We start from the raw sequence: 24,015 nt of genomic DNA, 5'->3' as shown, positions 1-24,015 counted from the left end.
TCTTCTCTCTCTTTTTCTCGGTTCGCCGTCGGGGCGTCCCGGCCGCTCACGGCATGCTCGTCATGTGTTGCGGGCCCATGTGCCGAACACCCATGAACCGGAGGCCAATGTGCCGCAGGCCCTAGTATCGCCCATACCTAACAGGTATACATGGCCTCTGACTCCGGGCGAAGGTGCCCGGTGCCGGTGTACAGGGAGGAACCTATGCGGTGGATACGCGCCGCCGGTAGGGGCCTCCTGGTCGTCGCGGTCGTCCTGTCCGGTTACGTCGCCTCGGGCCCGCCCGCCGACGGGGCGCGCGGGGGCGGACGCGGTCCGCTGACTCTGGCCACCGCCGGTGACCTCACCAATTATCTCGGGCCGCTGCTCGACGGCTGGAACCGCGCGCACCCCGGCGAGAAGGTCACCCTCGTCGAACTCCCGGACTCCGCGGACGAGACCCACGCGCAGATGACCACCGACCTGCGCGGCGGTGACCGGAGGCGCTTCGACGTCCTCAACATCGATGTCGCGTGGACCTCGGAGTTCGCCGCGGCGGGCTGGATCTCCCCGCTGCCCCGCGACCGCTTCCCGCTCGACGGCTTCCTGCCGCCGGTGGTCGACACGGCGAGGTACGACGGGAAGCTGTACGCCGTCCCGTACGTCACGAACGCCGGACTGCTCCTCTACCGCAAGGACATCCTGGCCAAGGAGGGTGTCGCGCCGCCACGCACCTGGGCCGAGCTGGAGAAACAGGCGAGGACCATCGCGCCGAAGTACGGACTCGACGGCTACGCGGGCCAGTTCCTGCCCTACGAGGGCCTCACTGTGAACGCCGCCGAGGCGGTCTATTCGGCGGGCGGCACGATCCTCGGTGACGAGGGCGAGCGCGTCACGGTGGACTCCGCGGCGGCCCGTGAGGGCATCGGCTTCCTCGCCGACGGCGTCCGCGACGGCTGGATACCGAAAGAGGCGCTGACGTACAAGGAGCAGGAGTCCAAACAGGCCTTCCAGGACGGCCGTCTTCTCTTCCTGCGCAACTGGCCCTACGCCTATGTCAGCGCCTCCGCCCCGGGATCGGCCGTCGCGGGGAAGATCGGCGCGGTTCCGCTCCCCGGCCCCGACGGGCCGGGGACGAGTGTGCTCGGCGGCTCCAACCTCGCGGTCAACGCGCAGGCCAGGCACCCCGATTCCGCCGCCCGCCTGATCGCGTATCTCACGAGTGAACGGGTGCAGCGCCAGGTCCTGACCAAGGGCGCGCTGCCGCCCGTACGGGCCGACCTCTACCAGGATCCGGAACTGGTCCGGGAGTTCCCGTATCTGCCGACGCTGCGCGCCGGTGTGCTCGCCGCGGCGCCGCGCCCCAAGAGCCCCCGCTACGACCAGGTGAGCCTCGTCGTGCAGGCCGTGGTGCACGATGCGATGACCGGGCATCAGACGCCCGAGGCCGCCGTGCGCCGGCTGGCGCGCGAACTGGCCGACATCTCGCGCCGGGGCTGAGCCCCTTCTTCGTCGCATCCAGCGACCCTTCCTAGTTACATGTTAGGTAACACCGCCGTCTAATCTCGGACGGAGTGGCCCAAAAAATGCGCATTTAAAGGACCAGTTTCCCGCTACCTCCTGTCTACTCGTTGACATCTCCTCGACATGCCTACCTAACATGTATGTATAACCGAAGGAACGCACAGACAGGTCAACGGGTGACGCTCAACACGCACCGCTGGTGGCGCGACGCAGTGATCTACCAGGTGTACGTCCGGAGCTTTCTGGACAGCACCGGGGACGGCATCGGTGATCTCGCCGGCGTCCGGGCCGGACTGCCGTATCTCAAGAAGCTCGGGGTCGACGGCATCTGGCTGAGCCCCTTCTACCCCTCGCCGCAGCACGACCACGGCTACGACGTCGCCGACCACTGCGATGTGGACCCGCTCTTCGGCGACCTCGCCGAGTTCGACCTGCTGATGACGGACGCCCGGCGCCTCGGCGTCCGAGTGCTCCTGGACATCGTCCCCAACCACTGCTCCAGCGAGCACCCGTGGTTCCGTGAGGCGTTGGACTCGGCGCCCGGCAGCACCGCCCGCGCCCGTTTCCACTTCGCCGACGGCCGGGGACCGGACGGCGCCGAACCGCCCAACAACTGGCACGCCATGTTCGGCGGCCCCGCCTGGAGCAGGGTCACCGAGCGGGACGGCACCCCCGGACAGTGGTACCTGCACATGTTCACGCCGGAGCAGCCCGACCTGAACTGGCGCACCCCCGAGGTCGGCAGCCACTTCGACCACGTACTGCGCTTCTGGCTCGACCGGGGCGTCGACGGCTTCCGCATCGACGTGGCCGCCGGGCTCTACAAACACCCCGGCCTGCCGGACTCGCCCGACCCCGAGGCCGACGCCCGCACCCGCGACTCGGTCAACCCGCTCGCCTGGAACCAGCCGGAGGTGCACGAGGTCTGGCGCCACTGGCGGTCGGTGTGCGAGGAGTACACCGCCGAGGACGGCCGGGAACGGCTGCTCGTCGGCGAGGTCTCCGTGCCGACCGCCCGCGAACACGCCCGCTACGTACGCCACGACGAACTGCACCAGGCCTTCTTCTTCGACCTGCTGAGCGCGCCCTGGAGCGCCGACGCCTTCCGCAAGGTCATCTCCGAGGCCATGCAGGACATCGCCGGCACCGGCTCGACGGTCACCTGGGTGCTCAACAACCACGACCAGGTCCGCACGGTCACCCGCTACGGCGAACTGGGCACCGAGGGCAGCGGTCTGGGTGCCGCCCGCGCCCGTGCCGCCGCGCTGCTGATGCTGGCGCTGCCCGGAGCCGCGTACATCTACCAGGGCGAGGAGCTCGGCCTGCCCGAGGTCGTCGACCTTCCCGACGACGTGCTCACCGATCCGATATACCGCCGCACCGGAAGCCGCGCACGCATCCGCGACGGCTGCCGGGTGCCGCTGCCGTGGTCGGGGCACGCGTCGCCGTTCGGCTTCACCTCGGGTGCGGAGAGCGCCAAGCCGTGGCTGCCGCAGCCCGCCTACTTCGCCGAGTACGCGACCGACCGCGCCCTCGCCGACACCCGCTCCTTCTGGCACCTGTACCGCGACGGACTCCAACTGCGCTCCGGGCTGCCCCAGTTGGGGGAGGGCGAGCTGCGCTGGCTGGACACCCAGCCCGGCGTCCTCGGCTTCGTCCGGGGCGACGGCCTGGTGTGCGCCGTCAACTTCGGCTCGGCACCCACGCCCGCGCCGGTCTCCGGAACCCCGCTGCTCTCCAGCGGCCCCTGCGCGCCCGGCGTCCTGCCCGGCTCGACGGCCGCCTGGTGGATCAGCGACTCAACCAACCCCTGAGCCCTCCGACCGAGTTCGAGTCCACGACCTTTCCCCCGAGCCTCACGCCCAGCTCACCACTCCTTGACGATCCGTCAACTCCCATTTCCCCGAAGGGACATCAACGATGATGCGACGACGTACGCCCCTGCTCGCGAGCTGCACCGCCCTCGCCCTGGCGCTCGGCGCGACCGCCTGCGGAGGCGGCCCCGTCTCCGCGGGCGGCGGCGACAAGTCGCTCGACGGCCAGACGATCACCGTGGCCGGTGTCTGGTCCGGCAGCGAGCAGAAGAACTTCCAGAAGGTGCTGGACGCCTTCACCGGGAAGACCGGCGCCAAGACGCAGTTCGTCTCCACCGGCGACAACGTCTCCACCGTCATCGGCAGCAAGATCGAGGGCGGCAAGGCCCCCGACGTGGTGATGGTCCCGCAGGTCGGCGTACTCCAGCAGTTCGCGAAGCAGGGCTGGCTCGAACCGCTGTCCAAGACCGCCGGAGCGGCGGTCGACGCCAACTACGCGAGCGTGTGGAGGAACTACGGCAGCGTCGACGGCACGCTGTACGGCCTCTACTTCAAGGCCGCGCACAAGTCCACCGTCTGGTACAGCCCCGAGGCCCTCGACCAGGCGGGCGTCGAGCCGCCGACGACCTACGACGCGATGCTGAAGGCCGGGCGCACGGTCGCCGACTCGGGTCTCGCCGCCTTCTCCGTCGCCGGACAGGACGGCTGGACGCTCACCGACTGGTTCGAGAACATCTACCTCTCCCAGGCCGGGCCCGAGAAGTACGACGCCCTGGCCACCCACAGGATCAAGTGGACCGACCCGACCGTGGTCGAGGCCCTCACCACCCTCGGCAAGCTCTTCAAGGACAAGCAGCTGATCGCCGGGGGCCAGAAGGGGGCCCTGAACACCGACTTCCCGGGCTCCGTCGAGAAGGTCTTCGGGCCCAAGCCCCAGGCCGGCATGGTCTACGAGGGCGACTTCGTCGCCGGGGTCGCCAAGGACCAGTTCGGCCGGAAGATCGGCGAGGACGCGAACTTCTTCCCCTTCCCGGCGGTCGGCGGCGGCAAGGCCCCCGTGGTCAGCGGCGGCGACGCGGCGGTCGTCCTCAAGGACGGCAAGAACCAGAAGGCCGCCATGCGCTTCCTGGAGTACCTGACGACCCCCGAGGCGTCCGCGGTCTGGGCCAAGGCGGGCGGCTTCCTGTCCCCGAACAAGAAGCTCGACCTCTCCTCGTACGGTGACGACGTCACCCGTGAGACCGCCAAGTCCCTTGTCGCGGCCGGGAATTCCGTCCGCTTCGACATGTCCGACCAGGCCCCGGCCGCGTTCGGCGGCACCAAGGGCGCCGGTGAGTGGAAGATCCTTCAGGACTTCCTGCGTGACCCGTCCGACCCGAAGGGGACCGCGGCCGAGCTGGAGAGCGCGGCGGCCAAGGCGTACAAGGGCTGATCGCGCATGACCGCCACGCTCCTGAAAGAGGCGAGCCCGCCGCCGGTCGCCCCGGCCGACCGCAGACGGCGGGCCCGGCGCCGCGGCCGGGTCGTCGCGCTCGTCTTCGTCCTGCCCGCCCTGCTCCTGCTCGGCGCGCTCGTCGTCTACCCCGTGCTGTTCTCCGTGGGCCGCAGCTTCTTCGACGCCTCCGGCACACGGTTCGTGGGCGCTGACAACTACACCGAGATGTTCCGCGACCCCGCCACGATCAAGGCCGTCCGCAACACGGCGATCTGGGTGGTCGTCGCACCGACCCTGCTCACGGGCCTCGGCCTCGTCCTCGCCGTCCTCGTCGAGAAGGTGCGCTGGGCGACGGCGTTCAAGCTGCTGCTCTTCATGCCGATGGCGGTCTCCTTCCTCGCCGCGGGCATCATCTTCCGGCTCGCCTACGACGAGGACCCCGACAAGGGCGTGCTGAACGCCGCCGCGGTCTCCGTGCACGACGCCTTCACGGGAACCTCGACGTACCCGACCGCCCGCGCCCGCGACGGCCAGGGCCTCACCAAGGGAGCCGACGGCTCGTACGGCACGACCGCTCCCACGTCGCCGGGCCACACCGTCGCCCTCGGACTGGTCGGCGTACTCCCCGAGGACCTGCCGCAGGGCGCGCGGCCCGCGTACGCCGCCGCCCGGCGCCCGGCAGCGTCCGGCGAGCTGCGCGGTGCCGTCTACCTGGACTTCACCCGTGGCGGGGGAGGGGTACAGGGCAAGGCCGACCCGAAGGAGAGCGGACTCCCCGAGATGACGGTCGAGGCGGTACGGGACGGTCACGCGGTCGCGAGCACCACCACCGCGGCCGACGGCTCCTTCCGCTTCAAGGACCTCGGCCCGGGCCCGTACACCGTGCGGCTGCCCGCGTCGAACTTCGCCCCGCCGTACGAGGGCGTGTCCTGGCTGGGACCCGCGCTCGTCACGCCGGCCGTCATCGGCGCCTACCTGTGGATCTGGACCGGATTCGCCATGGTGCTCATCGGTGCGGGGCTGGCCGCGCTGCCGCGTGACGCGCTGGAGGCGGCACGGATGGACGGGGCGAACGAGTGGCAGATCTTCCGCCGGATCACGGTCCCGCTGCTCGCCCCGGTGTTGACCGTCGTCTTCGTGACCCTCGTCATCAACGTGATGAAGGTCTTCGACCTCGTCTACATCATCGCGCCGGGCCCGGTGCAGGAGGACGCCACCGTACTCGCCACCCAGATGTGGCTGGTGTCCTTCGGCGGCGGCAACAACCAGGGCCTCGGCAGCGCGCTCGGTGTCCTGCTCCTGCTCCTGGTGATCCCCGCCATGGTCTTCAACGTCCGCCGTTTCCGAGGGAGTCAACGATGAACGCGCTCAGGCGAGGACTCGGCAGCAGCCTGGTGCAGGCGTTTCTCGTCGTCGTGGGCCTGGTGTGGCTCACCCCGCTCGCGGGTCTCTTCCTGTCCTCGCTGCGGTCGGCCAAGGACACCGCGCAGGGCGGCTGGTGGACCGCGCTGAAGAGCCCCGGGCAGCTGTCCTTCGACAACTACTCCGCCCTGCTGGGCAACGCGGGGATGACACAGGCGTTCTGGAACACCGTCCTGATCTCCGTTCCGGCGACCGTCCTCGTCGTCGTCATCGCCGCGCTCGCCGGATACGCCTTCGCCTGGCTGGACTTCCCGGGGCGCGACGCCGTCTTCCTGCTGGTGGTCGCGCTGTTGGTGGTGCCGGTGCAGATCGGCCTGCTGCCGGTGGCCAAACTCTTCGGGCAGCTGGGGCTGTTCGGCACGATCCCCGGCGTCGTCCTGTTCCACGTCTCGTACGGCCTGCCGTTCGCGATCTTCCTGCTGCGCAACTACTTCGCGGAGATGCCGAAGGAGATGCTGGAGGCCGCGCGCATGGACGGAGGGAGCGAGTGGCGCATCTTCACCCGGCTGGTTCTCCCGGTGGGACGGCCGGCCATCGCCAGCCTCGCCATCTTCCAGTTCCTCTGGGTCTGGAACGACATGCTGGTCGCCCTGCTCTTCGCCGACAGCTCCGCACAGCCGCTCACGGTCGAACTCCAGTCACAGATCCGGCAGTTCGGAAGCAACATCGACGTGCTGGCCCCGGGGGCGTTCCTGTCCCTGGTGGTCCCGGTGGCGGTCTTCTTCGCCTTCCAGCGGCACTTCGTCCAGGGGGTGATGGCGGGTTCTGTCAAGTGAACCGAGCGCAATCACGTACACCCTCACATCAGATGTTCGATTTCTTCACAACAAGCGCATACCGTGTCGACGATCTTCGGTGTGCCGGAACAGGCGAGCTGATAGGGAGATACCTCCAGGGGGGCCTGTAGCGGTGGCTACCCCTGTGCATGATGCTCAGGAGGTATTCACCGTATGCCCGATCAGTCCCGGACCGTGTCCGCTTCTGTCAGCGATCCCGGTCTCGACCGGCTGAAGGCCGTTCTCGACGGCTGGCGCAACTCCCTGCTGGACATGGGCGGGCGCAACCGGCTCCTGAACTTCCGGCACACCAGAACGGCGACCCTGGAGATCACCACGCCCTCCGCCGGCGGTCTCCTCTCCGATCTCGCCAAAGGCTGGGAGTTCGCCTCCGTCGTCGAGACGGCGGACGCCGAAGGGGCGGCCGAGGAGGGGACGGCCGACGAAGGAACCGGAGCCGCCGGCCGGGGCGCCCGGACCGGGCTGGTCACGCAGAAGGCCACCCAGGCCTCGCTGGACAGCTCGCTGTACCAACTACGGCAGAAGTCCGGCCAGATGTACAACGACTACGGTCTGTGGGTGCTGTGGCTCGGCGTCGGCATGCTCGACTGGCGTGAGACCGACGCCCATGAGAGCAGCGCCGCCCCGCTGCTCCTCGTCCCGGTCGAACTGCGCAGGGACAGCAACCGGCGTTGTCGCCTCCATCTGGCCGACGACCAGGACCGCATACACAATCCGGCGCTCGCCGTGAAACTGGAGCGGCTCGGGGTGGACTGGAGTCCGGTCACCGCCACGGATGTCACGGATCTGCGCGCCGTGATCTCCGCCGCCCGGTCGGTCGCGGCCGGCCTGAAGGGCTGGTCGGTGGACGAGCGGGTGGTGCTCGGGCTGTTCGCCTCGCACCGGGAGGCCATGTACCAGGACCTCCAGCAGAACGAGGAGCAGGTCCTCGCCCATCCGCTGGTCCGGGCCGTCGCCCTCGGCCCCGACGCCGGCCTGCCCGACGACCTGATCGCGTTCGAACCGGCGGACCTGGACCGCATCGACGATGTCCAGCTGCCCGAGCGGACCCCCCTGGTCCTCGACGCCGACGCCTCGCAGCGGCAGTGCATCGCCGCCGCCCTCGACCAGCGGTCGTTCGTGATGAGCGGCCCGCCCGGCACCGGCAAGAGCCAGACCATCACCAACATGATCGCCGCGCTCATGCACGCCGGGCGCAGTGTGCTGTTCGTCAGTGAGAAGGCCGCGGCGCTCGACGTCGTACGGAACCGGCTGCGCGGTGTGGGCCTCGGCGACTTCGTGATGGCGCTGCACAGCGGTGACACGAGCAAGAAGGCGGTGGCCACCGAACTCGCCCGGGTGCTGACCACCGAGGTCCGTGTCACCGGCGCCGCCGAGCACGAACTGGAGCGGGCCCGCAAGCTGTGCGAGGAGCTGTCCGCGTACGCCGCCGCCATGAACGAGACCCGTGAACCCCTGGGGCGCAGCCTGCACGACGTGCTCGGGCGCCTGGTCCTGCTGGAGCAGTCCGGCACTCCGAAGCTGCCGCTGGCCACGGCGAACGCCAAGGTCGTCCGCGGTCTGACCGCCGGTGCCCTGCAGGAACTCGCCACCGCCTCCCGCACGATCGGCCGCGCCTGGCGCCCGGCCGCCGAAGGGGAGTCCTTCCCCTGGCGCGGACTGACCGGCGCCTCCGCGCATCAGGTGGTCTCCGAGGCCGCGGACGCCCTGGACGCCCTGGTGACGGCGACCGGCCGCCGCCCCTTCGCGGCGACGCAGGACGAACCCCGGTCGGTGCGCGAAGTCCGGCAGGCGGTGCGCTCCTTGCGGGAGGGTCTCCCGGACCCGGAGACCTCCCCGGAGGGGGCGGCACCGGTGGACGGAGGCCTCCCCGACGATGTGTCGGCGCAAGTGGCCCAGCTCGCCGACCTGTTCGGCCTGCCGAAGGCGGACCGTGCCGAAACGGCGTTCGCCCTGTGCGAGTTGGCCGATCTGACGGGCGCTGCCCACCGGCCGCCGCGTGGATGGTTCGACGCCGAGGTCCTGCGGCAGGCACACGCGGCGGCGGGGGAGCTGCGCCACGCCCTGGACGCCGAGGCAGCGGCCCGCGGCACGGCCTCGGACGTCTTCGGCGAGCAGGTGCTCGCGTGCGCCGAACTGCCGGACCTGGTAGACCGGTTCGCCGGTCGGCACCGCGGTCTGATGGGACGCTTCTCGGCCCAGTACAAGGCCGACCGGGAAGCCGTGACCGCGCTCACGCGCAGCGGTCTCTGGGGCAAGTCGCTGCCGGGCCGGCTGGAGCAGGCGCTCGCGTGGCGCGACGCGGCCGCCGCTCTGGCCCGCCTGACCGACCGTCACACCGCCCTCCTCGGCCGGTATGTCCCGCGCAGCCGGGAGGCCCTGGCGGATCTCGACCTGGCGCTGTCCACGGCCGACCGTATCGAGGCGTTGAGCCAGGACGCCGACCGCCGCGACCTGCTCGCCGAACGGCTCGCCTGCGACGCCGACGCGGACCGGCTCCCGGAGCTGCTCGCCGAGAACGTCCGGCACTCGCTCGGCGCCTGGTGTGCGACGGTCGGCGCTCGGGCCGACCGCTGGACCCGGTCCGTCAACGCCCTGCTCGATCTGTTCGACACCGCCCGCCGCACCCAGCTCTCGCCCGGACTGCTGGGCCTCTTCGACCAGGCCCACCAGGTGATCGCGGTCCTCCGCGGCGACGAGCAGGGCCCACAGGTGTGGCACGCCTACGTCGACGGCCTCGCCGTGCTCGCCCGGCACAGTGCGGACGACCTCGTGGTGAGCGCGGCCGAGCGGGGTGTCGAACCGGGCCGGCTGGCCGATGTCGTCGAGCAGGCGCTGCTGCGTGCCTGGGCCGACGGCATCCTCGCCACGGACAAGCGCCTGCGCAGTTCCCGCTCCGACGACCTCGACGCGCGGGTGACCGACTTCCAGGAGGCCGACCGACGGCTGATCGCCGCCGCCGGCGGCGCCGTCATCGAGGCCTGCAACAAGCGTCGCCCACGCAGGTTCGCCGGGGGAGCGGGCGCCGTCATCGTCCGGGAGGCGGAGAAGAAGACCCGCCACATGCCGGTACGGGAACTGCTCGGCAGGACCCGCGACGTCGTTCAGTCGGTCAAGCCGTGCTTCATGATGAGCCCGCTGACGGTAAGTCAGTTCCTGCCGCCGGACTTCCACTTCGACGTGGTGGTCTTCGACGAGGCTTCCCAGGTCCGGCCCAGCGACGCGGTCAACTGCGTCTACCGGGGACACACCCTCGTCGTGGCCGGTGACGACAAGCAGCTGCCGCCGACCTCGTTCTTCGACTCCTCCGTCGACGACGACTCCGACGAGTACGCGCAGGACGTACCGGACTCCTTCGAATCCCTGCTGCATGCCTGCAAGGCCGGCGCCATGCGTGAACTGCCGCTGTCCTGGCACTACCGCAGCCGTCACGAGAACCTGATCACCTTCAGCAACCGCGAGTTCTACGGCAACGCGATGGTGACCTTCCCCGGAGCGCTGGACGAGGGCAACGACGTCGGTGTCGCCTTCCTCAAGGCCGACGGTGTGTACGACAGGGGAGGGCGGCGTGACAACCGCCTGGAAGCGGACTTCGTCGCCCGGCGCGTCCTCCACCACTTCGACACCCGGCCCGGCAGAACCCTCGGCGTCGTCGCGCTCTCCCAGGCGCAGGCGTCGGCGATCGACCAGGCCGTGCAGCAGGCGCGGCTCGCGCGCCCCGACCTCGACCACTGCTTCACCGAGGACCGTCTCGACGGCTTCTTCGTCAAGAACCTGGAATCCGTCCAGGGCGACGAGCGCGATGTGATGATCATGTCCGTGGGTTACGGCCCCGATGAACACGGCAAGCTGGGGCTGAACTTCGGCCCCATCAACAAGGGCGGTGGCTGGCGCCGCCTCAATGTGGCGGTGACCCGCGCCCGCTACCGCATGGAAGTCGTCTCGTCCTTCCGGGGTACGAGCCTGGCCGACAGCCCCAACGAGAGCGTGCAGTACCTGAAGCGCTATCTCGAATACGCCGAGAACGGGCCGTCCGTCCTCGCCCGCGACGTCGTCCAGACGGACGCCGAGCCGGACAGCCCGTTCGAGGAGTCCGTCCTCGCGGTTCTGCGGGACTGGGGCTACCGGGTCCAGCCGCAGGTCGGCGTCGCCGGCTACCGCATCGACCTCGGCGTGCGCCATCCGCAACTGCCCGGCGCCTACGCGCTCGGTATCGAGTGCGACGGTGCCATGTACCACTCCTCGAAGGCGGCCCGGGACCGGGACCGGCTGCGTGAGCAGGTCCTGAACGGGCTCGGCTGGCGTCTCCACCGCATCTGGGGCACCGACTGGTACCGCGGTCGCGCCGCCGCGGAGCTGCGGTTGCGGGAGGCGGTCGAGCAGGCGATCGCCCAGGGGCCGCTCATCGCGTCGGTCACGGTGTCGGCCGCGCGACCGTCACCCTCCAGCGAACGGACACCGGCCGGGGAAGGCGCGTCTTCCGGGGAACGGACCGAACCGAAGGCGGCGCCGGTCTCCGCGGAAGGCACCGGAGTGCGGTCGGCCGCGCCGCCCCTCCCGCGGACGCCCCAGCCGGCGGAGCCGGAGTACGAGCGTGTGCCGGTCGACAGTGGCGCGGAACGGGAGTGGAGCACCCCGTACCGGACCGAAGCGGTCGTGGTGCGGCCCCGCCACGAACTGCACACACCGGAGGCGCGGCCCGCGCTGCGCAAGCTGCTGGCGCAGGTCATCGAGGTCGAGGGGCCCATCCACGAGGACCTGTTGGTGCAGCGGGCCCGCGAGGCCTGGGGCGTCGCCCGGGCGGGCAGCCGTATCCGGGACAACGTCCGGGAGGTGGCGCACACCCTGGTCCGCTCGGGTCTCGTCTCGATGGACGGAGCGTTCTTCGACACGGAGGGGCACGTCGTGGTCAGGGCTCGGCGTCCCGAGGACGGCGACACGGCCCGGAAGGTCGTGCACATCGCCCCCGCCGAGCGGCACGTCGCGCTGTGCGAGCTGGCCGCCGAGTGCCCTGGAATGTCCGAGGACGAGCTGATCAAGCAGGCGTGCGAGTTCTTCGGCTGGCGCCGCACGGGCAGGGACATCCGCGACTGCCTGGCGGCCGACATCGCGGAACTGCACCGGCAGGGCCGGCTGGAGGGCGGACGGGACCGCATCAGCTCGGCCCGCTGACGGGGCCGGCCCTCAGTGCGGGGCCGGGATCAGGGCAAGGCCCGGGCCGGGACGGAGGCGAGGGGCATGGCCCAAAGGGGCGGGAGCGAAGCCACCGGCGACGGACCGGGGCGGGCCGACGACGGACCGGGGCGGACCCGGTGGGCATGGGCCGGACCGGTGGACCGGGGCGGACCCGGTGGACAAGGGCGGACCCGGTGGGCCGGGGCGGACCGGGTGGGCCGGGGTGGACCGGGTGGGCATGGGCGGACCCGGTGGGCCGGGGCGGCAGGGTCGTAGTGACCCTGCCGCCCCGGCTCAGGCGGAAGCCGGTGGATAGAGCGACCGCGGCAGCTGGGATGCCGCCGCCGCGTCCAGGAGCCACAGGGTGCGGGAGCGACCGTACGCGCCCGCCGCCGGAGCCTGGATCTCCCCCGCGCCGGACAGGGCGATGGCGGCGGCCTCCGCCTTGTCCTCGCCGGCCGCGAGCAGCCACACCTCGCGGGCGGAGCGGATCGCGGGCAGGGTCAGCGAGATCCGGGTCGGCGGCGGCTTGGGCGCTCCGTGCACGCCGACCACCGTCCGCTCCGTCTCCCGCACCGCGGGCAGCTCCGGGAAGAGCGAGGCCACGTGGGTGTCCGGGCCGACGCCCAGCATCAGCACGTCGAACGCCGGGACCGAGCCGTGGTTCTCCGGCCCGGCGGCCTTCGCGAGCTCCGCCGCGTACGCCTCCGCCGCCGCCTCCACGTCGGCGCCGTGCGGACCGTCGGACGCGGGCATCGGGTGCACCCGAGCCGGGTCCAGCGGCACCGCGTCGAGCAGGGCCGCGCGGGCCTGCGTGTCATTGCGGTCGGGGTCGCCCTCGGGGAGGTACCGCTCGTCGCCCCACCACAGGTCGATGCGCGCCCAGTCGACGGCGTCCCGGGCGGGCGCGGACGCGAGCGCCGCGAGGAGCCCGTTGCCGTTGCGCCCGCCGGTGAGCACGATCGAGGCGTAGCCGCGCGAGGCCTGCGCGTCCACGATCTTCGTGATCAGCCGCGCCGCCGCGGCCTGGGCCATCAGTTCCTTGTCGCGGTGGACGACGAGCTGCGGAGTGTTCACTCGGCGGCCGCCCTGTCCGCCGCGGCCTTCTTGGCGAGCGCCTTCTCGGCCACCGCCGCGGGGGAGTCCTTGGCGGCCGGGGCCGTCTTCGTGGCGGTCGCGGTACCGCCCGAGGACCCGGCCTCGGCGATGTCCGCCGCCGTGTTCAGCCGGCTCACCCCGTAGCGCAGCGCCGAGGCGTAGGTGTCGTCCGGGTCGAGGCGGCGCAGCTCCTCCGCCATCAGCTCGGCCGTGTCGCGCCGCTTGAGCGCCACCGCACGGTCGGGCTGCCCCTGGATGGACAGCGTGGCGAGCGTGCCGTCGGCGCGGTCCAGGACGATCGGGCCGCAGCTCGTCTCCAGCCGCACCGCGGTGAGGCCGGGGCCCGAGGACAGCGACCGCTTGACGGGGACCTCCAGCCGGTCCGCGAGCCACATCGCGAGCAGCTCGCAGCTCGGGTTGAACTCCTCGCCCTCCACCTCGACCGCGTCCACGTCACAGGTGACCTGGTCCAGGGCCGCGGCCAGCATCGAACGCCAGGGCGTGATGCGGGTCCACGACAGATCCGTGTCGCCCGGGGTGTAGGCCTCGGCGCGGGCGTTGAGTTCCCGTACCGGGGCCTCGGCGGCGTAGGTGTCGGTCACCCGGCGCTGGGCGAGCGAGCCGAGCGGGTCCTTCGCCGGGTCGAGCGGCGCGTTCACCGGCCACCAGACGACGACGGGCGCGTCCGGCAGCAGCAGCGGCAGGACCACCGACTGGGCGTGGTTGATCACCTCGCCGTACAGGCGCAGCACCACCGTCTCGCCGGTGCCCGCCTCCGCCCCGAGCCGCACCTCGGCGTCGAGACGCGACTTCGTGCGGTCGCGGGGCGAGCGGGAGACGCGCTTGATGACCACGAGGGTGCGCGAGGGGTGCTCGCGCGAGGCCTCGTTGGCGGCCTTCAGGGCGTCGTAGGCGTTCTCCTCGTCGGTGACGATGACGAGGGTGAGCACCATGCCGACGGCGGGGGTGCCGATGGCGCGGCGGCCCTGTACGAGCGCCTTGTTGACCTTGCTGGCCGTGGTGTCCGTGAGATCGGTCTTCATGGGCGACGCCAGCTCCGTCCGTCTCGCTCGAGCATTTCGTCCGCCTCGACGGGACCCCAGGTGCCCGAGGGGTACTGCGCGGGCTTGCCGTGCTTGTCCCAGTACTGCTCGATCGGGTCGAGGATCTTCCAGGACAGCTCGACCTCCTCGGTGCGCGGGAAGAGGTTCGAGTCACCGAGCAGCACGTCGAGGATCAGACGCTCGTACGCCTCCGGGCTCGACTCCGTGAAGGACTCGCCGTACGCGAAGTCCATCGAGACGTCCCGGATCTCCATGGAGGTGCCGGGCACCTTGGAGCCGAAGCGGACCGTGACGCCCTCGTCGGGCTGGACGCGGAAGACGATCGCGTTCTGGCCCAGCTCCTCCGTCGCCGTGTGGTCGAAGGGGGAGTGCGGGGCGCGCTGGAAGACGACCGCGATCTCGGTGACCCGGCGGCCCAGACGCTTGCCGGTGCGCAGGTAGAACGGGACTCCCGCCCAGCGGCGGTTGTCCACCTCCACCTTGATCGCGGCGAACGTGTCGGTCTTCGACTTGGGGTCGATGCCGTCTTCCTGGAGGTAGCCGACGACCTTCTCGCCGCCCTGCCACCCTGTCGCGTACTGGCCGCGGACCGTGCTCTTGCCCAGGTCCTTGGGCAGTCGCGTCGCGCCGAGCACCTTGGTCTTCTCCGCGGCGAGCGCGTCCGCGTCGAAGGAGGAGGGTTCCTCCATGGCGGTCAGCGCCATCAGCTGGAGCAGGTGGTTCTGGATGACGTCACGGGCGGCGCCGATGCCGTCGTAGTAACCGGCCCGGCCGCCGATGCCGATGTCCTCGGCCATGGTGATCTGCACGTGGTCGACGAAGGACCGGTTCCAGATCGGCTCGAACATCGTGTTGGCGAAGCGCAGCGCCAGAATGTTCTGGACCGTCTCCTTGCCCAGGTAGTGGTCGATGCGGAAGACCTGGTCCGGGGCGAAGACCTCGTGCACGATCGAGTTGAGCTCCTCGGCCGACTTGAGGTCGTGACCGAAGGGCTTCTCGATGACCGCGCGCCGCCAGGAGCCGTTCGACTGGTCAGCCAGCCGGTGCTTCTTCAGCTGCTTGATGACCACCGGGAACGCGGACGGCGGCACGGACAGGTAGAAGGCGAAGTTGCCGCCCGTGCCCTGCGCCTTGTCCAGCTCGTCGATGGTGGAGCGCAGCCGCTCGAAGGAGTCGTCGTCGTCGAAGGTGCCCTGGACGAAACGCATGCCCTGGACGAGCTGCTGCCAGACCTCCTCGCGGAAGGGCGTGCGGGCGTGCTCCTTGACCGCGTCGTGGACCTCCTGGGCGAAGTCTTCGTGGGCCCACTCGCGACGGGCGAACCCGACGAGGGAGAAGCCCGGCGGCAGCAGTCCCCGATTGGCGAGGTCGTACACCGCAGGCATCAGCTTTTTACGTGACAAATCGCCCGTGACGCCGAAGATGACCAGGCCCGACGGCCCCGCGATACGCGGGAGCCGTCGGTCTGCGGGGTCACGCAGCGGGTTGCTGCTCGACAAGATTTCAGCCCTCCGAAGGGGCGAGGCGCTGGAGCTCCGCCTCGGTCGACTTGAGCAGGTCGTTCCAGGCGGACTCGAACTTCTCGACGCCCTCGTCCTCAAGGAGCTGGACCACGTCGTCGTACGCGATCCCGAGCTTCTCGACGGCGTCGAGTTCGGCGCGGGACTGCTCGTACGTACCGGCGATGGTGTTGCCGGTGATCTGACCGTGGTCCTCGGTGGCCTCCAAAGTGGCCTCCGGCATGGTGTTCACGGTGTTCGGCGCGACCAGCTCGTCGACGTACAGGGTGTCCTTGTACGCCGGGTCCTTGACGCCGGTCGAGGCCCACAGCGGACGCTGCTTGTTGGCCTGCGCCCGGTCGAGGACGGCCCAGCGGTCGGTGGAGAAGACCGCCTCGTACGCCTCGTACGCGAGCCGGGCGTTGGCGACGCCCGCCTTGCCGCGGGCGGCCTTGGCCTCGGGGGTGCCCAGGGCGTCGAGCCGCTTGTCGATCTCGGTGTCCACGCGGGACACGAAGAAGGACGCCACGGAGTGGATCTTCGAGAGGTCCAGGCCGCGCTCCTTGGCCTTCTCCAGGCCGGCGACGAAGGCTTCCATGACCTCGCGGTAGCGCTCCAGCGAGAAGATCAGCGTGACGTTGACGCTGATACCGAGGCCGATGACCTCGGTGATCGCCGGCAGACCCGCCTTGGTGGCCGGGATCTTGATGAGGGTGTTCGGGCGGTCCACCAGCCAGGCCAGCTGCTTGGCCTCGGCGATGGTCGCGGGGGTGTTGTGCGCCAGACGCGGGTCGACCTCGATCGAGACCCGGCCGTCCTGGCCGCCGGTCGCGTCGAAGACGGGGCGCAGGATGTCGGCGGCGTCGCGGACGTCCGCCGTGGTGATCATGCGGATGGCTTCCTCGACGGTGACCTTGCGGGCGGCGAGTTCGGAAACCTGCTGCTCGTAACCGTCTCCGCTGCTGATCGCCTTCTGGAAGATCGACGGATTGGTGGTGACGCCCACGACGTGCTGCTGGTCGATCAGTTCGGCAAGGTTGCCGGACGTGATCCGCTTGCGCGAAAGGTCGTCCAGCCAGATCGCGACGCCTTCCTCGGAGAGGCGCTTGAGTGCGTCTGTCATGGAAATTGCATCTCCTACGTGTCGTTTGTCGGCGTCAGCGCTGGGCTGCGGCGATCGATTCCCGGGCGACTTCGGCGACGTTCTCGGCAGTGAAACCGAATTCGCGGAAGAGCACCTTGCCGTCGGCCGAAGCACCGAAGTGCTCCAGCGAAACAATGCGTCCGGCGTCCCCGACGAATCGGTGCCAGGTGAGACCGATTCCGGCCTCGACCGAGACACGGGCCTTCACCGAAGGCGGCAGGACGCTGTCCCGGTACCCCTGGTCCTGCTCGTCGAACCACTCCACGCACGGCATGGACACGACCCGCGTGGGGATGCCCGCGGCCTGGAGCTGCTCGCGCGCCTCGACGGCCACGTGCACCTCGGAGCCGGTGCCGATCAGGATGACCTCGGGCGCGCCGCCCTCGGCCTCGAACAGCACGTAGCCACCCTTGGCGGCGTTCTCGTCGGCCTCGTACGTCGGCACGCCCTGGCGGGTCAGCGCGAGACCGTGCGGGGCGCCCTTGCCGTACACCTTGGTGTAGCGCTTGAGGATCTCGCGCCAGGCGATCGCCGTCTCGTTGGCGTCCGCGGGACGGACGACGTTGAGGCCGGGGATGGCGCGCAGCGCGGCGAGGTGCTCGACCGGCTGGTGCGTCGGGCCGTCCTCGCCGAGTCCGATCGAGTCGTGCGTCCAGACGTACGTCACCGGCAGGTGCATCAGGGCCGACAGGCGGACCGAGTTGCGCATGTAGTCGGAGAACACCAGGAAGGTGCCGCCGTAGATGCGTGTGTTGCCGTGCAGCGCGATGCCGTTCATCTCCGCGGCCATCGAGTGCTCGCGGATGCCGAAGTGGATCGTGCGGCCGTACGGGTGGGCCTCCGGCAGCGGGTTGTCCGCCGGGAGGAACGAGCTGTTCTTGTCGATCGTGGTGTTGTTCGAGCCGGCCAGGTCGGCGGAGCCGCCCCACAGCTCGGGGATGACCGCGCCGAGGGCCTGCAGCACCTTGCCGGACGCGGCACGCGTGGCGACACCCGTGCCCGCCTCGAAGACCGGGAGCTTCTCCTCCCAGCCGGCCGGCAGCTCGGTCGCGGCGATGCGGTCGTACTCCGCGGCGCGCTCCGGGTTGGCGGTCCGCCAGGCGGCGTAGCCCTTCTCCCACTCGGCCTTGGCCTGAGCACCCCGGTCCAGGGCCTGGCGGGTGTGGGCCAGCACCTCGGCGGCGACGTCGAAGGACTTCTCCGGGTCGAAGCCGAGGACGCGCTTGGTGGCCGCGACCTCGTCGTCGCCGAGCGCCGAGCCGTGCGCGGCCTCGGTGTTCTGCGCGTTCGGGGCGGGCCAGGCGATGATCGAGCGCATCGCGATGAACGACGGCTTGTCCGTCACCTTCTTCGCGGCCTCGATGGCGTTGTAGATGGCGTGCGGGTCGAGATCGCCGTCCGGCTTCGGGGCGACGCGCTGCACGTGCCAGCCGTACGCCTCGTAGCGCTTGACCGTGTCCTCGGAGACCGCGGTCTCGGTGTCGCCCTCGATCGAGATGTGGTTGTCGTCCCACAGCAGGACGAGGTTGCCGAGCTGCTGGTGCCCTGCCATGGAGGAGGCCTCCGCGGAGATGCCCTCCTGGAGACAGCCGTCACCGGCGATCGCGTAGATGAAGTGGTCGAACGGGGACTCGCCCTGCGGCGCGTCCGGGTCGAACAGACCGCGCTCGTAGCGGGCGGCCATCGCCATGCCCACCGCGTTGGCGACACCCTGGCCGAGCGGACCGGTCGTGGTCTCCACGCCCGGCGTGTGCCCGTACTCGGGGTGCCCGGGGGTCCTGCTGCCCCAGGTCCGGAAGGACTCGAGGTCCTCCAGCTCCAGGCCGAACCCGGCCAGGTAGAGCTGGGTGTAGAGGGTCAGGGAAGAATGGCCGGCGGACAGCACGAAGCGGTCACGTCCAACCCAGTCGGTGTCCGCCGGGTCGTGCCGCATCACCTTCTGGAAGAGGGTGTAGGCGGCGGGCGCCAGGCTCATGGCCGTACCGGGATGGCCGTTGCCGACCTTCTGTACGGCATCGGCGGCCAGGACGCGGGCGGTGTCGACGGCCCGCTGGTCCAGCTCGGTCCACTCGAGGTCTGTGGTGGTCGGCTTGGTGCTCACCCTGGGTCAGGGCTCCTCTCCACATGTCACACATGTCGATATGCCGGTGCACTGGGCGCCCCGGCCGTTGTCGAGCCTACCCCCGTGAGTACGTGCGTTTTTTCGAGTCATTCCAGACTGCCGGGACTCATCGGGATCCGCCTCCCGACTGGGATGTTCCGTGTTCGACACGTGAATACGGTGCCGCTCGTCCGAGTGCTCAATCGAGTGTCGATCGGCTCTTCCAGCGGCGCTGCTCAACACGAGCCCACCCCCGCGAATGCCGGGGTCTGGGCAACGTCTACAGTGGCGTGGTACGCGTGAGTCTTTACGGGGAATTCACTCCCGAGGCTTGCTGGGATGTCTCTGTCAGGGGTGTGCGTGACGGCCGTCGAATCCCGTCCTGGGGGTACCTCCCAGGCCCTTGAGGCTCTGGGGGAGGGTGTTCTCGGGACGAGCAGCAGCCGGGGCCAGCGGCCGTTCGGGGCCCGTCTCAAGGCGTTCGTGGCGCTGACCAAGCCGCGGATCATCGAACTGCTGCTGATCACCACCGTCCCGGTGATGTTCCTGGCCCAGCAGGGCGTGCCCGACCTGAAGCTGGTGCTCCTCACCTGCCTCGGCGGGTTCCTGTCCGCGGGCGGCGCCAACGCGCTGAACATGTACATCGACCGCGACATCGACGCGCTCATGGAGCGCACCTCGCAGCGTCCGCTCGTCACCGGCATGGTCAGCCCCCGCGAGTGCCTCGCGTTCGGTATCGCCCTGGCCGTCGTTTCGACCCTGCTGTTCGGTCTGGCCGTCAACTGGCTGTCCGCCTGGCTGTCGCTCGGAGCGCTCCTCTTCTACGTCGTCGTCTACACGATGATCCTCAAACGCCGTACCTCGCAGAACATCGTGTGGGGCGGCATCGCCGGCTGCCTGCCCGTGCTCATCGGCTGGTCGTCCGTCACGAACTCCATGTCGTGGGCGCCGGTCATCCTCTTCCTCGTCATGTTCTTCTGGACGCCTCCGCACTACTGGCCGCTGTCCATGAAGGTGCGGGACGACTACGCGCGCGTGGGCGTGCCGATGCTGCCCGTCGTCGCGAGCAACAAGGTGGTCGCCCGCCAGATCGTCATCTACAGCTGGGTGATGGTCGCGGTCTCGCTGCTGCTCACCCCGCTCGGGTACACGGGCTGGTTCTACACCGTCGTCGCGCTCGGCGCGGGCGGGTTCTGGCTGTGGGAGGCACACGGCCTGCAGAACCGGGCCAAGGCCGAGGTGACCGGCGGCAAGCTCAAGGAGATGCGGCTGTTCCACTGGTCGATCACCTACGTGTCGATCCTCTTCGTGGCCGTCGCGGTGGACCCCTTCCTCCGCTAGACAGCCTGCTCCCTGCTCCCTGCTCCCTGCCGTCTGCCGGAGCGAAACCGTGGGCTTCGGAGCCGAAAAACCCCGGGTGCGTGGTCAAGGCCACGCACCCCTCCCGTCGCCGTTCGATCTACCCGTCGGTAGCATCCTGGCCATGGCAGACACCCAGCAGATCGACGAGACCCCCAGCACCGTCCAGGACCCCAAGGCCGAGCGTGCCGCCGCCAAGCTCGCACAGCGGATCACGGCCTTCTCCAAGGCGCACGGCGGGGCTGAGGCACAGGTCGCGTACATCGGACAGCGCGGCGCCCGCATCGTGCTCGTCGGCGAGGACGGCGGCTGGGGCGACCTCGTGGCGACGAGCTACGAGATCGCCGAGGACGCTGTGAAGAAGGCCGGGATCACCGTCCACGAGGCATTCGACGGAGAGTTCGCGGCCAAGGTGAAGACCGGACCGTACGAGTGGAAGCGCATGGCCGGCATCCAGCTCGGCGGCCGCGCCAACGACTGACGGGGTCACTCCTCGCACGGACGGCCGACAATCGTCGGCGGTTCGCACGGGGTGTGTGCGACCAACACCTGACACCCGGCTCAGCCGTTAGGACCTGAGAAGCAACGGTCCATTCGCGGGGAGTCCGGATGATCGAAACGCCGTCCCTGGTGGACCAGTACTGCCACGGCGTACTGCGGACGGAGCTGGGCCTCGGCACGTTCGAGGCCCACCTCGCCAGGACCGAGGGGCCACCGGCCGCGGGCACCACGTTCTTCGACACCCAGACCGGGTTCGCCCTGCGACGCTGGTGTCCACCCCTGCTCGGGCTCGAACCGCACTGCACGCCCGCCCACTATCTGGCCCGGCGCCGCGAACTCGGCGTACTGGAATCGGGCCGCAGACTGCTGCGCGGCAGCGGCATCACCACGTATCTCGTCGACACCGGGCTGCCCGGCGACCTGACCGGGCCGGGCGAGATGGCCTCCACGGGAGCCGCCAGGGCGCACGAGATCGTCCGTCTGGAACTGCTCGCCGAACAGGTCGCCGACACCTCGGGAACCGTCGAGTCCTTTCTCGCCAATCTCGCCGAGTCCATCCACGGAGCCGCCGCGAACGCCGTGGCCTTCACCTCGGTCGCGGGCGTGCGGCACGACCTGGCACTGGCGCCCGAACCACCGGGACCCGGGGAGGTACGGGGCGCGGCGGGCCGCTGGCTCGCGGGCCGCACGGTGGGCGGCACGCTCACCGACCCCGTCCTGCTCCGCCATCTGCTGTGGATCGCGGTCGCGTCGGGTCTGCCCCTGCAACTGCACGCCGGACTCGGTGAGCCCGGACAGCGCATCGACCGCACCGGCCCCGTCCTGCTCACCGACTTCGCCCGCGCCACGGCCGGCCTCGGCACCGACCTGGTCCTGCTGCACGGCTACCCGTACCACCGGCACGCGGCCCACCTCGCCGGGGTCTTCCCGCATGTGTACGCCGACCTGGGCGCGGCCCTCGTCCGCACCGGCGCACGGGCGGCGGCCGTCCTCGCCGAGATCCTGGAACTCGCCCCCTTCGGCAAACTCCTCTTCTCCAGCGGAGCACAGGGCCTGCCCGAACTCCATGTGATCGGAGCACGCCTCTTCCGCGAGGCACTCGCACGGGTGCTCGGCAGCTGGGTCACCGAAGGGGCCTGGTCGCTCGCCGACGCCCAGCGGGTGGCGGCCCTGATCGCGGCGGGGAACGCCCGGCGGGTGTACGCGGTGGAGTGAGCCCGGCGGGTGCGGTCGCCGGATACGGTCACGTGCCTTCACCGGAGTGCCGGGCGGCTCCAGACTGTCCTGATGACCGACGAAGCCACCGCCCGGCTGCTCGACCGTTTCCTCGCCGATCTGCGCGCCCTCGACCCGGTCGCCGTGTGGGCGCACGGGTCGCTGGCCGGCGGCGACTACCAGGAGGGGCGCAGCGACCTCGACCTGATCGCGGTGCTGGAGGACCCCGTCCGGCTCGGCACCGTACGCGAGCTGATCCGGCTGCACCGGCGGCTGCGTGCCGAGGAGCCGCTGGCCGCGAAGCTGCATTGCAGCTACCTCACGCCCGGGACGGCGGCCGGCGCCGAGCGGTCGTACCTCACCTGGGCCCACAACGGTCCGCTGCGACGGCCGGTCACCCCGGTGACCCGCCGTGAGCTGCACACCTTCGGACGCGTCCTGCACGGCTTACGCCCGGCGGACCTGCTGCCACCCGTCCCGGAAGGGGAGCTGCGCGCCTTCGTCGTCCGGGACCAGAAGGAGTTCTGGCGCCCCGCGGTGGACAAGGCCAGGCTGTGGACCCGGGACGTATGGGTCGACCTGGGCACGGTGACCTTCGCGCGGGCGACGGTGACACTGCGGGACGGGCGGCTGATCTCCAAGGGGGAGGCTCTCGGCCTGCTCCCCGGGCTCGGGGCTCCGGTGGAGGTCGTCGAGGACACCAGGGTCCGGCGTTACGGGGCGGCCGCGCCGCCCACCCGCGAGTGGGCGCGGCGCCGTGCCGGGCTGACGAGAGACTTCCTCGGCCCCGCGATCGACGGCCTGGTGACCGCGTACGAGGGGTCCACGCGCGCGTGAAGGTGCCGGGGTCCGGAGGTACGCGCCGACGGAGGGCTTACGCGCGCGTGAGCGCCGATTGGGTCGCGGGACCCGGCAGGTCCGCCACGATCTCCGGGCGTTCGCGCAGGGCCAGCAGGACGCGCAGCACCCCGATCCACACCAGGCAGGAGCCGAGCATGTGCAGGGCGACCAGGGCCTCGGGCAGGTTGGTGAAGTACTGGACGTAGCCGATGACGCCCTGGGACAGGAGGATCAGGAACAGGTCGCGGGTGCGCCGCAGGGGACCCTGGGGAGCGTCGACCGCCTTCAGGACGAACCACAGGGCGAAGGTCAGCGTGACGACGATCCAGGCCAGCACGGCGTGCAGCTTGGCGACGTTCTCCCAGCTGACGGGGATGCGGTCGACCTTGCTGGAGTCACCCGCGTGCGGGCCGGCACCGGTGACGACCGTGCCGGCCGCGATCAGCAGGACGGCGGCGACGACCAGGAACCACACGAGCTGCTGGACCGACTTGCCGACGAGCGGACGCGCCGCCGCGTCGCCCTCACGGGTGCGTTGCCACATGAACGCGGCGACGGTGATGAGCGCCGTGGAGAGCAGGAAGTGGGCGGCGACCGTGTAGGGGTTGAGGCCGACCAGGACGACGATGCCACCGAGGATCGCGTTGCTCATGACGATCCAGAACTGGGCCCAGCCGAGCCGGGTGAGGCTCCGCCGCCACGGCTTCTGCGAGCGGGCGGCGATGATCGCCCATCCGACGGCGGCGCACAGCACGTACGTCAGCATGCGGTTGCCGAACTCGATGGCGCCGTGCAGGCCCATCGCGCTGGTCGCCGTGAGCGAGTCGTCGGTGCACTTGGGCCAGGTCGGGCAGCCGAGACCGGAGCCGGTGAGCCGCACGGCACCGCCGGTGACCACGATGACGACCGCCATGACGAGCGCGGCGAGGGCCGCGCGCTGCACCGTCCGGGAGGTCGGGGTCCAGCGTTCGGCGATGAAGGCGAGCGGGTTGCGCACCGCGCTGAGGGCGTCGGCTCGGGTCAGGTTCGGCACGCGCACCATCGTAGG

Annotated in this window: 16 protein-coding genes; 10 read left to right on the top strand and 6 right to left on the bottom strand. The window is 70.5% G+C overall.

What is annotated here, in order from left to right; all coding sequences use genetic code 11:
- The first annotated feature begins 204 nt into the window (after positions 1-204).
- The 6 genes from ACFYR3_RS00980 (at position 205) to ACFYR3_RS00955 (ending at position 12,143) form a co-directional block, all read left to right on the top strand.
- Positions 205-1,479 carry an ABC transporter substrate-binding protein gene (locus ACFYR3_RS00980; protein WP_355856293.1) on the top strand — a complete coding sequence of 425 codons (1,275 nt, stop codon included), beginning with the start codon at positions 205-207 and terminating at the stop codon, positions 1,477-1,479.
- Between the two features lie 164 nt (positions 1,480-1,643).
- Complete coding sequence (locus tag ACFYR3_RS00975; protein ID WP_355856290.1) at positions 1,644-3,317, top strand: alpha-amylase family glycosyl hydrolase; 1,674 nt, start codon at positions 1,644-1,646, stop codon at positions 3,315-3,317.
- A 106-nt stretch (positions 3,318-3,423) separates the two neighbouring features.
- The gene (locus tag ACFYR3_RS00970) at positions 3,424-4,749 is read left to right on the top strand and encodes an ABC transporter substrate-binding protein (protein WP_355856287.1); all 1,326 of its coding nucleotides are present in this window, start codon (positions 3,424-3,426) and stop codon (positions 4,747-4,749) included.
- Positions 4,750-4,755: 6 nt separating this feature from the next.
- Positions 4,756-6,114 (top strand): ABC transporter permease subunit, encoded by a 1,359-nt coding sequence (locus ACFYR3_RS00965; protein WP_355856284.1) that lies wholly within the window; start codon positions 4,756-4,758, stop codon positions 6,112-6,114.
- Positions 6,111-6,950, top strand: coding sequence for a carbohydrate ABC transporter permease (locus ACFYR3_RS00960; RefSeq protein WP_261703375.1), 840 nt, complete (start codon positions 6,111-6,113; stop codon positions 6,948-6,950). Before ACFYR3_RS00965 ends, ACFYR3_RS00960 begins: the two co-directional genes overlap by 4 nt.
- Positions 6,951-7,124: 174 nt before the next feature.
- Complete coding sequence (locus tag ACFYR3_RS00955; RefSeq protein ID WP_389280900.1) at positions 7,125-12,143, top strand: DUF3320 domain-containing protein; 5,019 nt, start codon at positions 7,125-7,127, stop codon at positions 12,141-12,143.
- A gap of 297 nt (positions 12,144-12,440) precedes the next feature.
- On the opposite strand, the gene pgl is transcribed toward ACFYR3_RS00955, so the two are convergent.
- The 5 genes from pgl to tkt are packed head-to-tail and all read right to left on the bottom strand — an operon-like array spanning position 12,441 to position 19,052.
- On the bottom strand, positions 12,441-13,223 hold the full coding sequence (gene pgl / locus ACFYR3_RS00950) for a 6-phosphogluconolactonase (RefSeq protein WP_355856274.1): 783 nt from the start codon (positions 13,221-13,223) through the stop codon (positions 12,441-12,443).
- Complete coding sequence (gene opcA, locus ACFYR3_RS00945) at positions 13,220-14,287, bottom strand: glucose-6-phosphate dehydrogenase assembly protein OpcA (RefSeq protein ID WP_355856271.1); 1,068 nt, start codon at positions 14,285-14,287, stop codon at positions 13,220-13,222. Before opcA ends, pgl begins: the two co-directional genes overlap by 4 nt.
- Positions 14,284-15,810 carry a glucose-6-phosphate dehydrogenase gene (gene zwf / locus ACFYR3_RS00940; RefSeq protein WP_355856313.1) on the bottom strand — a complete coding sequence of 509 codons (1,527 nt, stop codon included), beginning with the start codon at positions 15,808-15,810 and terminating at the stop codon, positions 14,284-14,286. The genes opcA and zwf overlap by 4 nt, the downstream gene beginning before the upstream one ends.
- Before the next feature lies 1 nt (position 15,811).
- Positions 15,812-16,930, bottom strand: a complete 1,119-nt coding sequence (tal, locus tag ACFYR3_RS00935) for a transaldolase (RefSeq protein WP_355856268.1) — start codon at positions 16,928-16,930, stop codon at positions 15,812-15,814.
- 34 nt (positions 16,931-16,964) lie between these two features.
- Complete coding sequence (tkt, locus tag ACFYR3_RS00930; RefSeq protein ID WP_389280897.1) at positions 16,965-19,052, bottom strand: transketolase; 2,088 nt, start codon at positions 19,050-19,052, stop codon at positions 16,965-16,967.
- Between the two features lie 354 nt (positions 19,053-19,406).
- Here tkt and ACFYR3_RS00925 point away from each other — a divergent pair, with 354 nt between their 5' ends.
- The 4 genes from ACFYR3_RS00925 (at position 19,407) to ACFYR3_RS00910 (ending at position 22,964) form a co-directional block, all read left to right on the top strand.
- A complete protein-coding gene (locus tag ACFYR3_RS00925) occupies positions 19,407-20,393 on the top strand; it encodes a heme o synthase (RefSeq protein ID WP_389281216.1) in 987 nt (328 codons plus the stop codon).
- 142 nt (positions 20,394-20,535) lie between these two features.
- A complete protein-coding gene (locus tag ACFYR3_RS00920) occupies positions 20,536-20,892 on the top strand; it encodes a hypothetical protein (protein ID WP_356781964.1) in 357 nt (118 codons plus the stop codon).
- A 128-nt stretch (positions 20,893-21,020) separates the two neighbouring features.
- Entirely contained in the window at positions 21,021-22,127 is a 1,107-nt protein-coding gene (locus tag ACFYR3_RS00915; protein WP_389280894.1) for an amidohydrolase family protein, read from the top strand.
- A 72-nt stretch (positions 22,128-22,199) separates the two neighbouring features.
- On the top strand, positions 22,200-22,964 hold the full coding sequence (locus ACFYR3_RS00910) for a nucleotidyltransferase domain-containing protein (protein WP_355856253.1): 765 nt from the start codon (positions 22,200-22,202) through the stop codon (positions 22,962-22,964).
- Positions 22,965-23,001: 37 nt separating this feature from the next.
- Here the strand turns inward: ACFYR3_RS00910 and ACFYR3_RS00905 are convergent, their stop codons facing one another.
- Complete coding sequence (locus tag ACFYR3_RS00905) at positions 23,002-24,009, bottom strand: COX15/CtaA family protein (RefSeq protein WP_356781967.1); 1,008 nt, start codon at positions 24,007-24,009, stop codon at positions 23,002-23,004.
- Between the last annotated feature and the right edge of the window lie 6 nt (positions 24,010-24,015).

This window comes from Streptomyces sp. NPDC005784 (assembly GCF_042871525.1).
Taxonomy (GTDB): domain Bacteria; phylum Actinomycetota; class Actinomycetes; order Streptomycetales; family Streptomycetaceae; genus Streptomyces.
The sequence above is the reverse complement of the archived record's forward strand: the minus strand, read 5'-3'. Positions and strand labels throughout refer to the sequence as shown.

Excerpts from the sequence above, each read along its gene's own strand:
- ACFYR3_RS00980 (WP_355856293.1), top strand. The coding sequence starts at position 205 with ATGCGGTGGATACGCGCCGCCGGTAGGGGCCTCCTGGTCGTCGCGGTC.
- ACFYR3_RS00975 (WP_355856290.1), top strand. The coding sequence starts at position 1,644 with ATGTATAACCGAAGGAACGCACAGACAGGTCAACGGGTGACGCTCAAC.
- ACFYR3_RS00970 (WP_355856287.1), top strand. The coding sequence starts at position 3,424 with ATGATGCGACGACGTACGCCCCTGCTCGCGAGCTGCACCGCCCTCGCC.
- ACFYR3_RS00965 (WP_355856284.1), top strand. The coding sequence starts at position 4,756 with ATGACCGCCACGCTCCTGAAAGAGGCGAGCCCGCCGCCGGTCGCCCCG.
- ACFYR3_RS00960 (WP_261703375.1), top strand. The coding sequence starts at position 6,111 with ATGAACGCGCTCAGGCGAGGACTCGGCAGCAGCCTGGTGCAGGCGTTT.
- ACFYR3_RS00955 (WP_389280900.1), top strand. The coding sequence starts at position 7,125 with ATGCCCGATCAGTCCCGGACCGTGTCCGCTTCTGTCAGCGATCCCGGT.
- opcA (WP_355856271.1), bottom strand. The coding sequence starts at position 14,287 with ATGAAGACCGATCTCACGGACACCACGGCCAGCAAGGTCAACAAGGCG.
- tal (WP_355856268.1), bottom strand. The coding sequence starts at position 16,930 with ATGACAGACGCACTCAAGCGCCTCTCCGAGGAAGGCGTCGCGATCTGG.
- ACFYR3_RS00920 (WP_356781964.1), top strand. The coding sequence starts at position 20,536 with ATGGCAGACACCCAGCAGATCGACGAGACCCCCAGCACCGTCCAGGAC.
- ACFYR3_RS00915 (WP_389280894.1), top strand. The coding sequence starts at position 21,021 with ATGATCGAAACGCCGTCCCTGGTGGACCAGTACTGCCACGGCGTACTG.
- ACFYR3_RS00910 (WP_355856253.1), top strand. The coding sequence starts at position 22,200 with ATGACCGACGAAGCCACCGCCCGGCTGCTCGACCGTTTCCTCGCCGAT.
- ACFYR3_RS00905 (WP_356781967.1), bottom strand. The coding sequence starts at position 24,009 with ATGGTGCGCGTGCCGAACCTGACCCGAGCCGACGCCCTCAGCGCGGTG.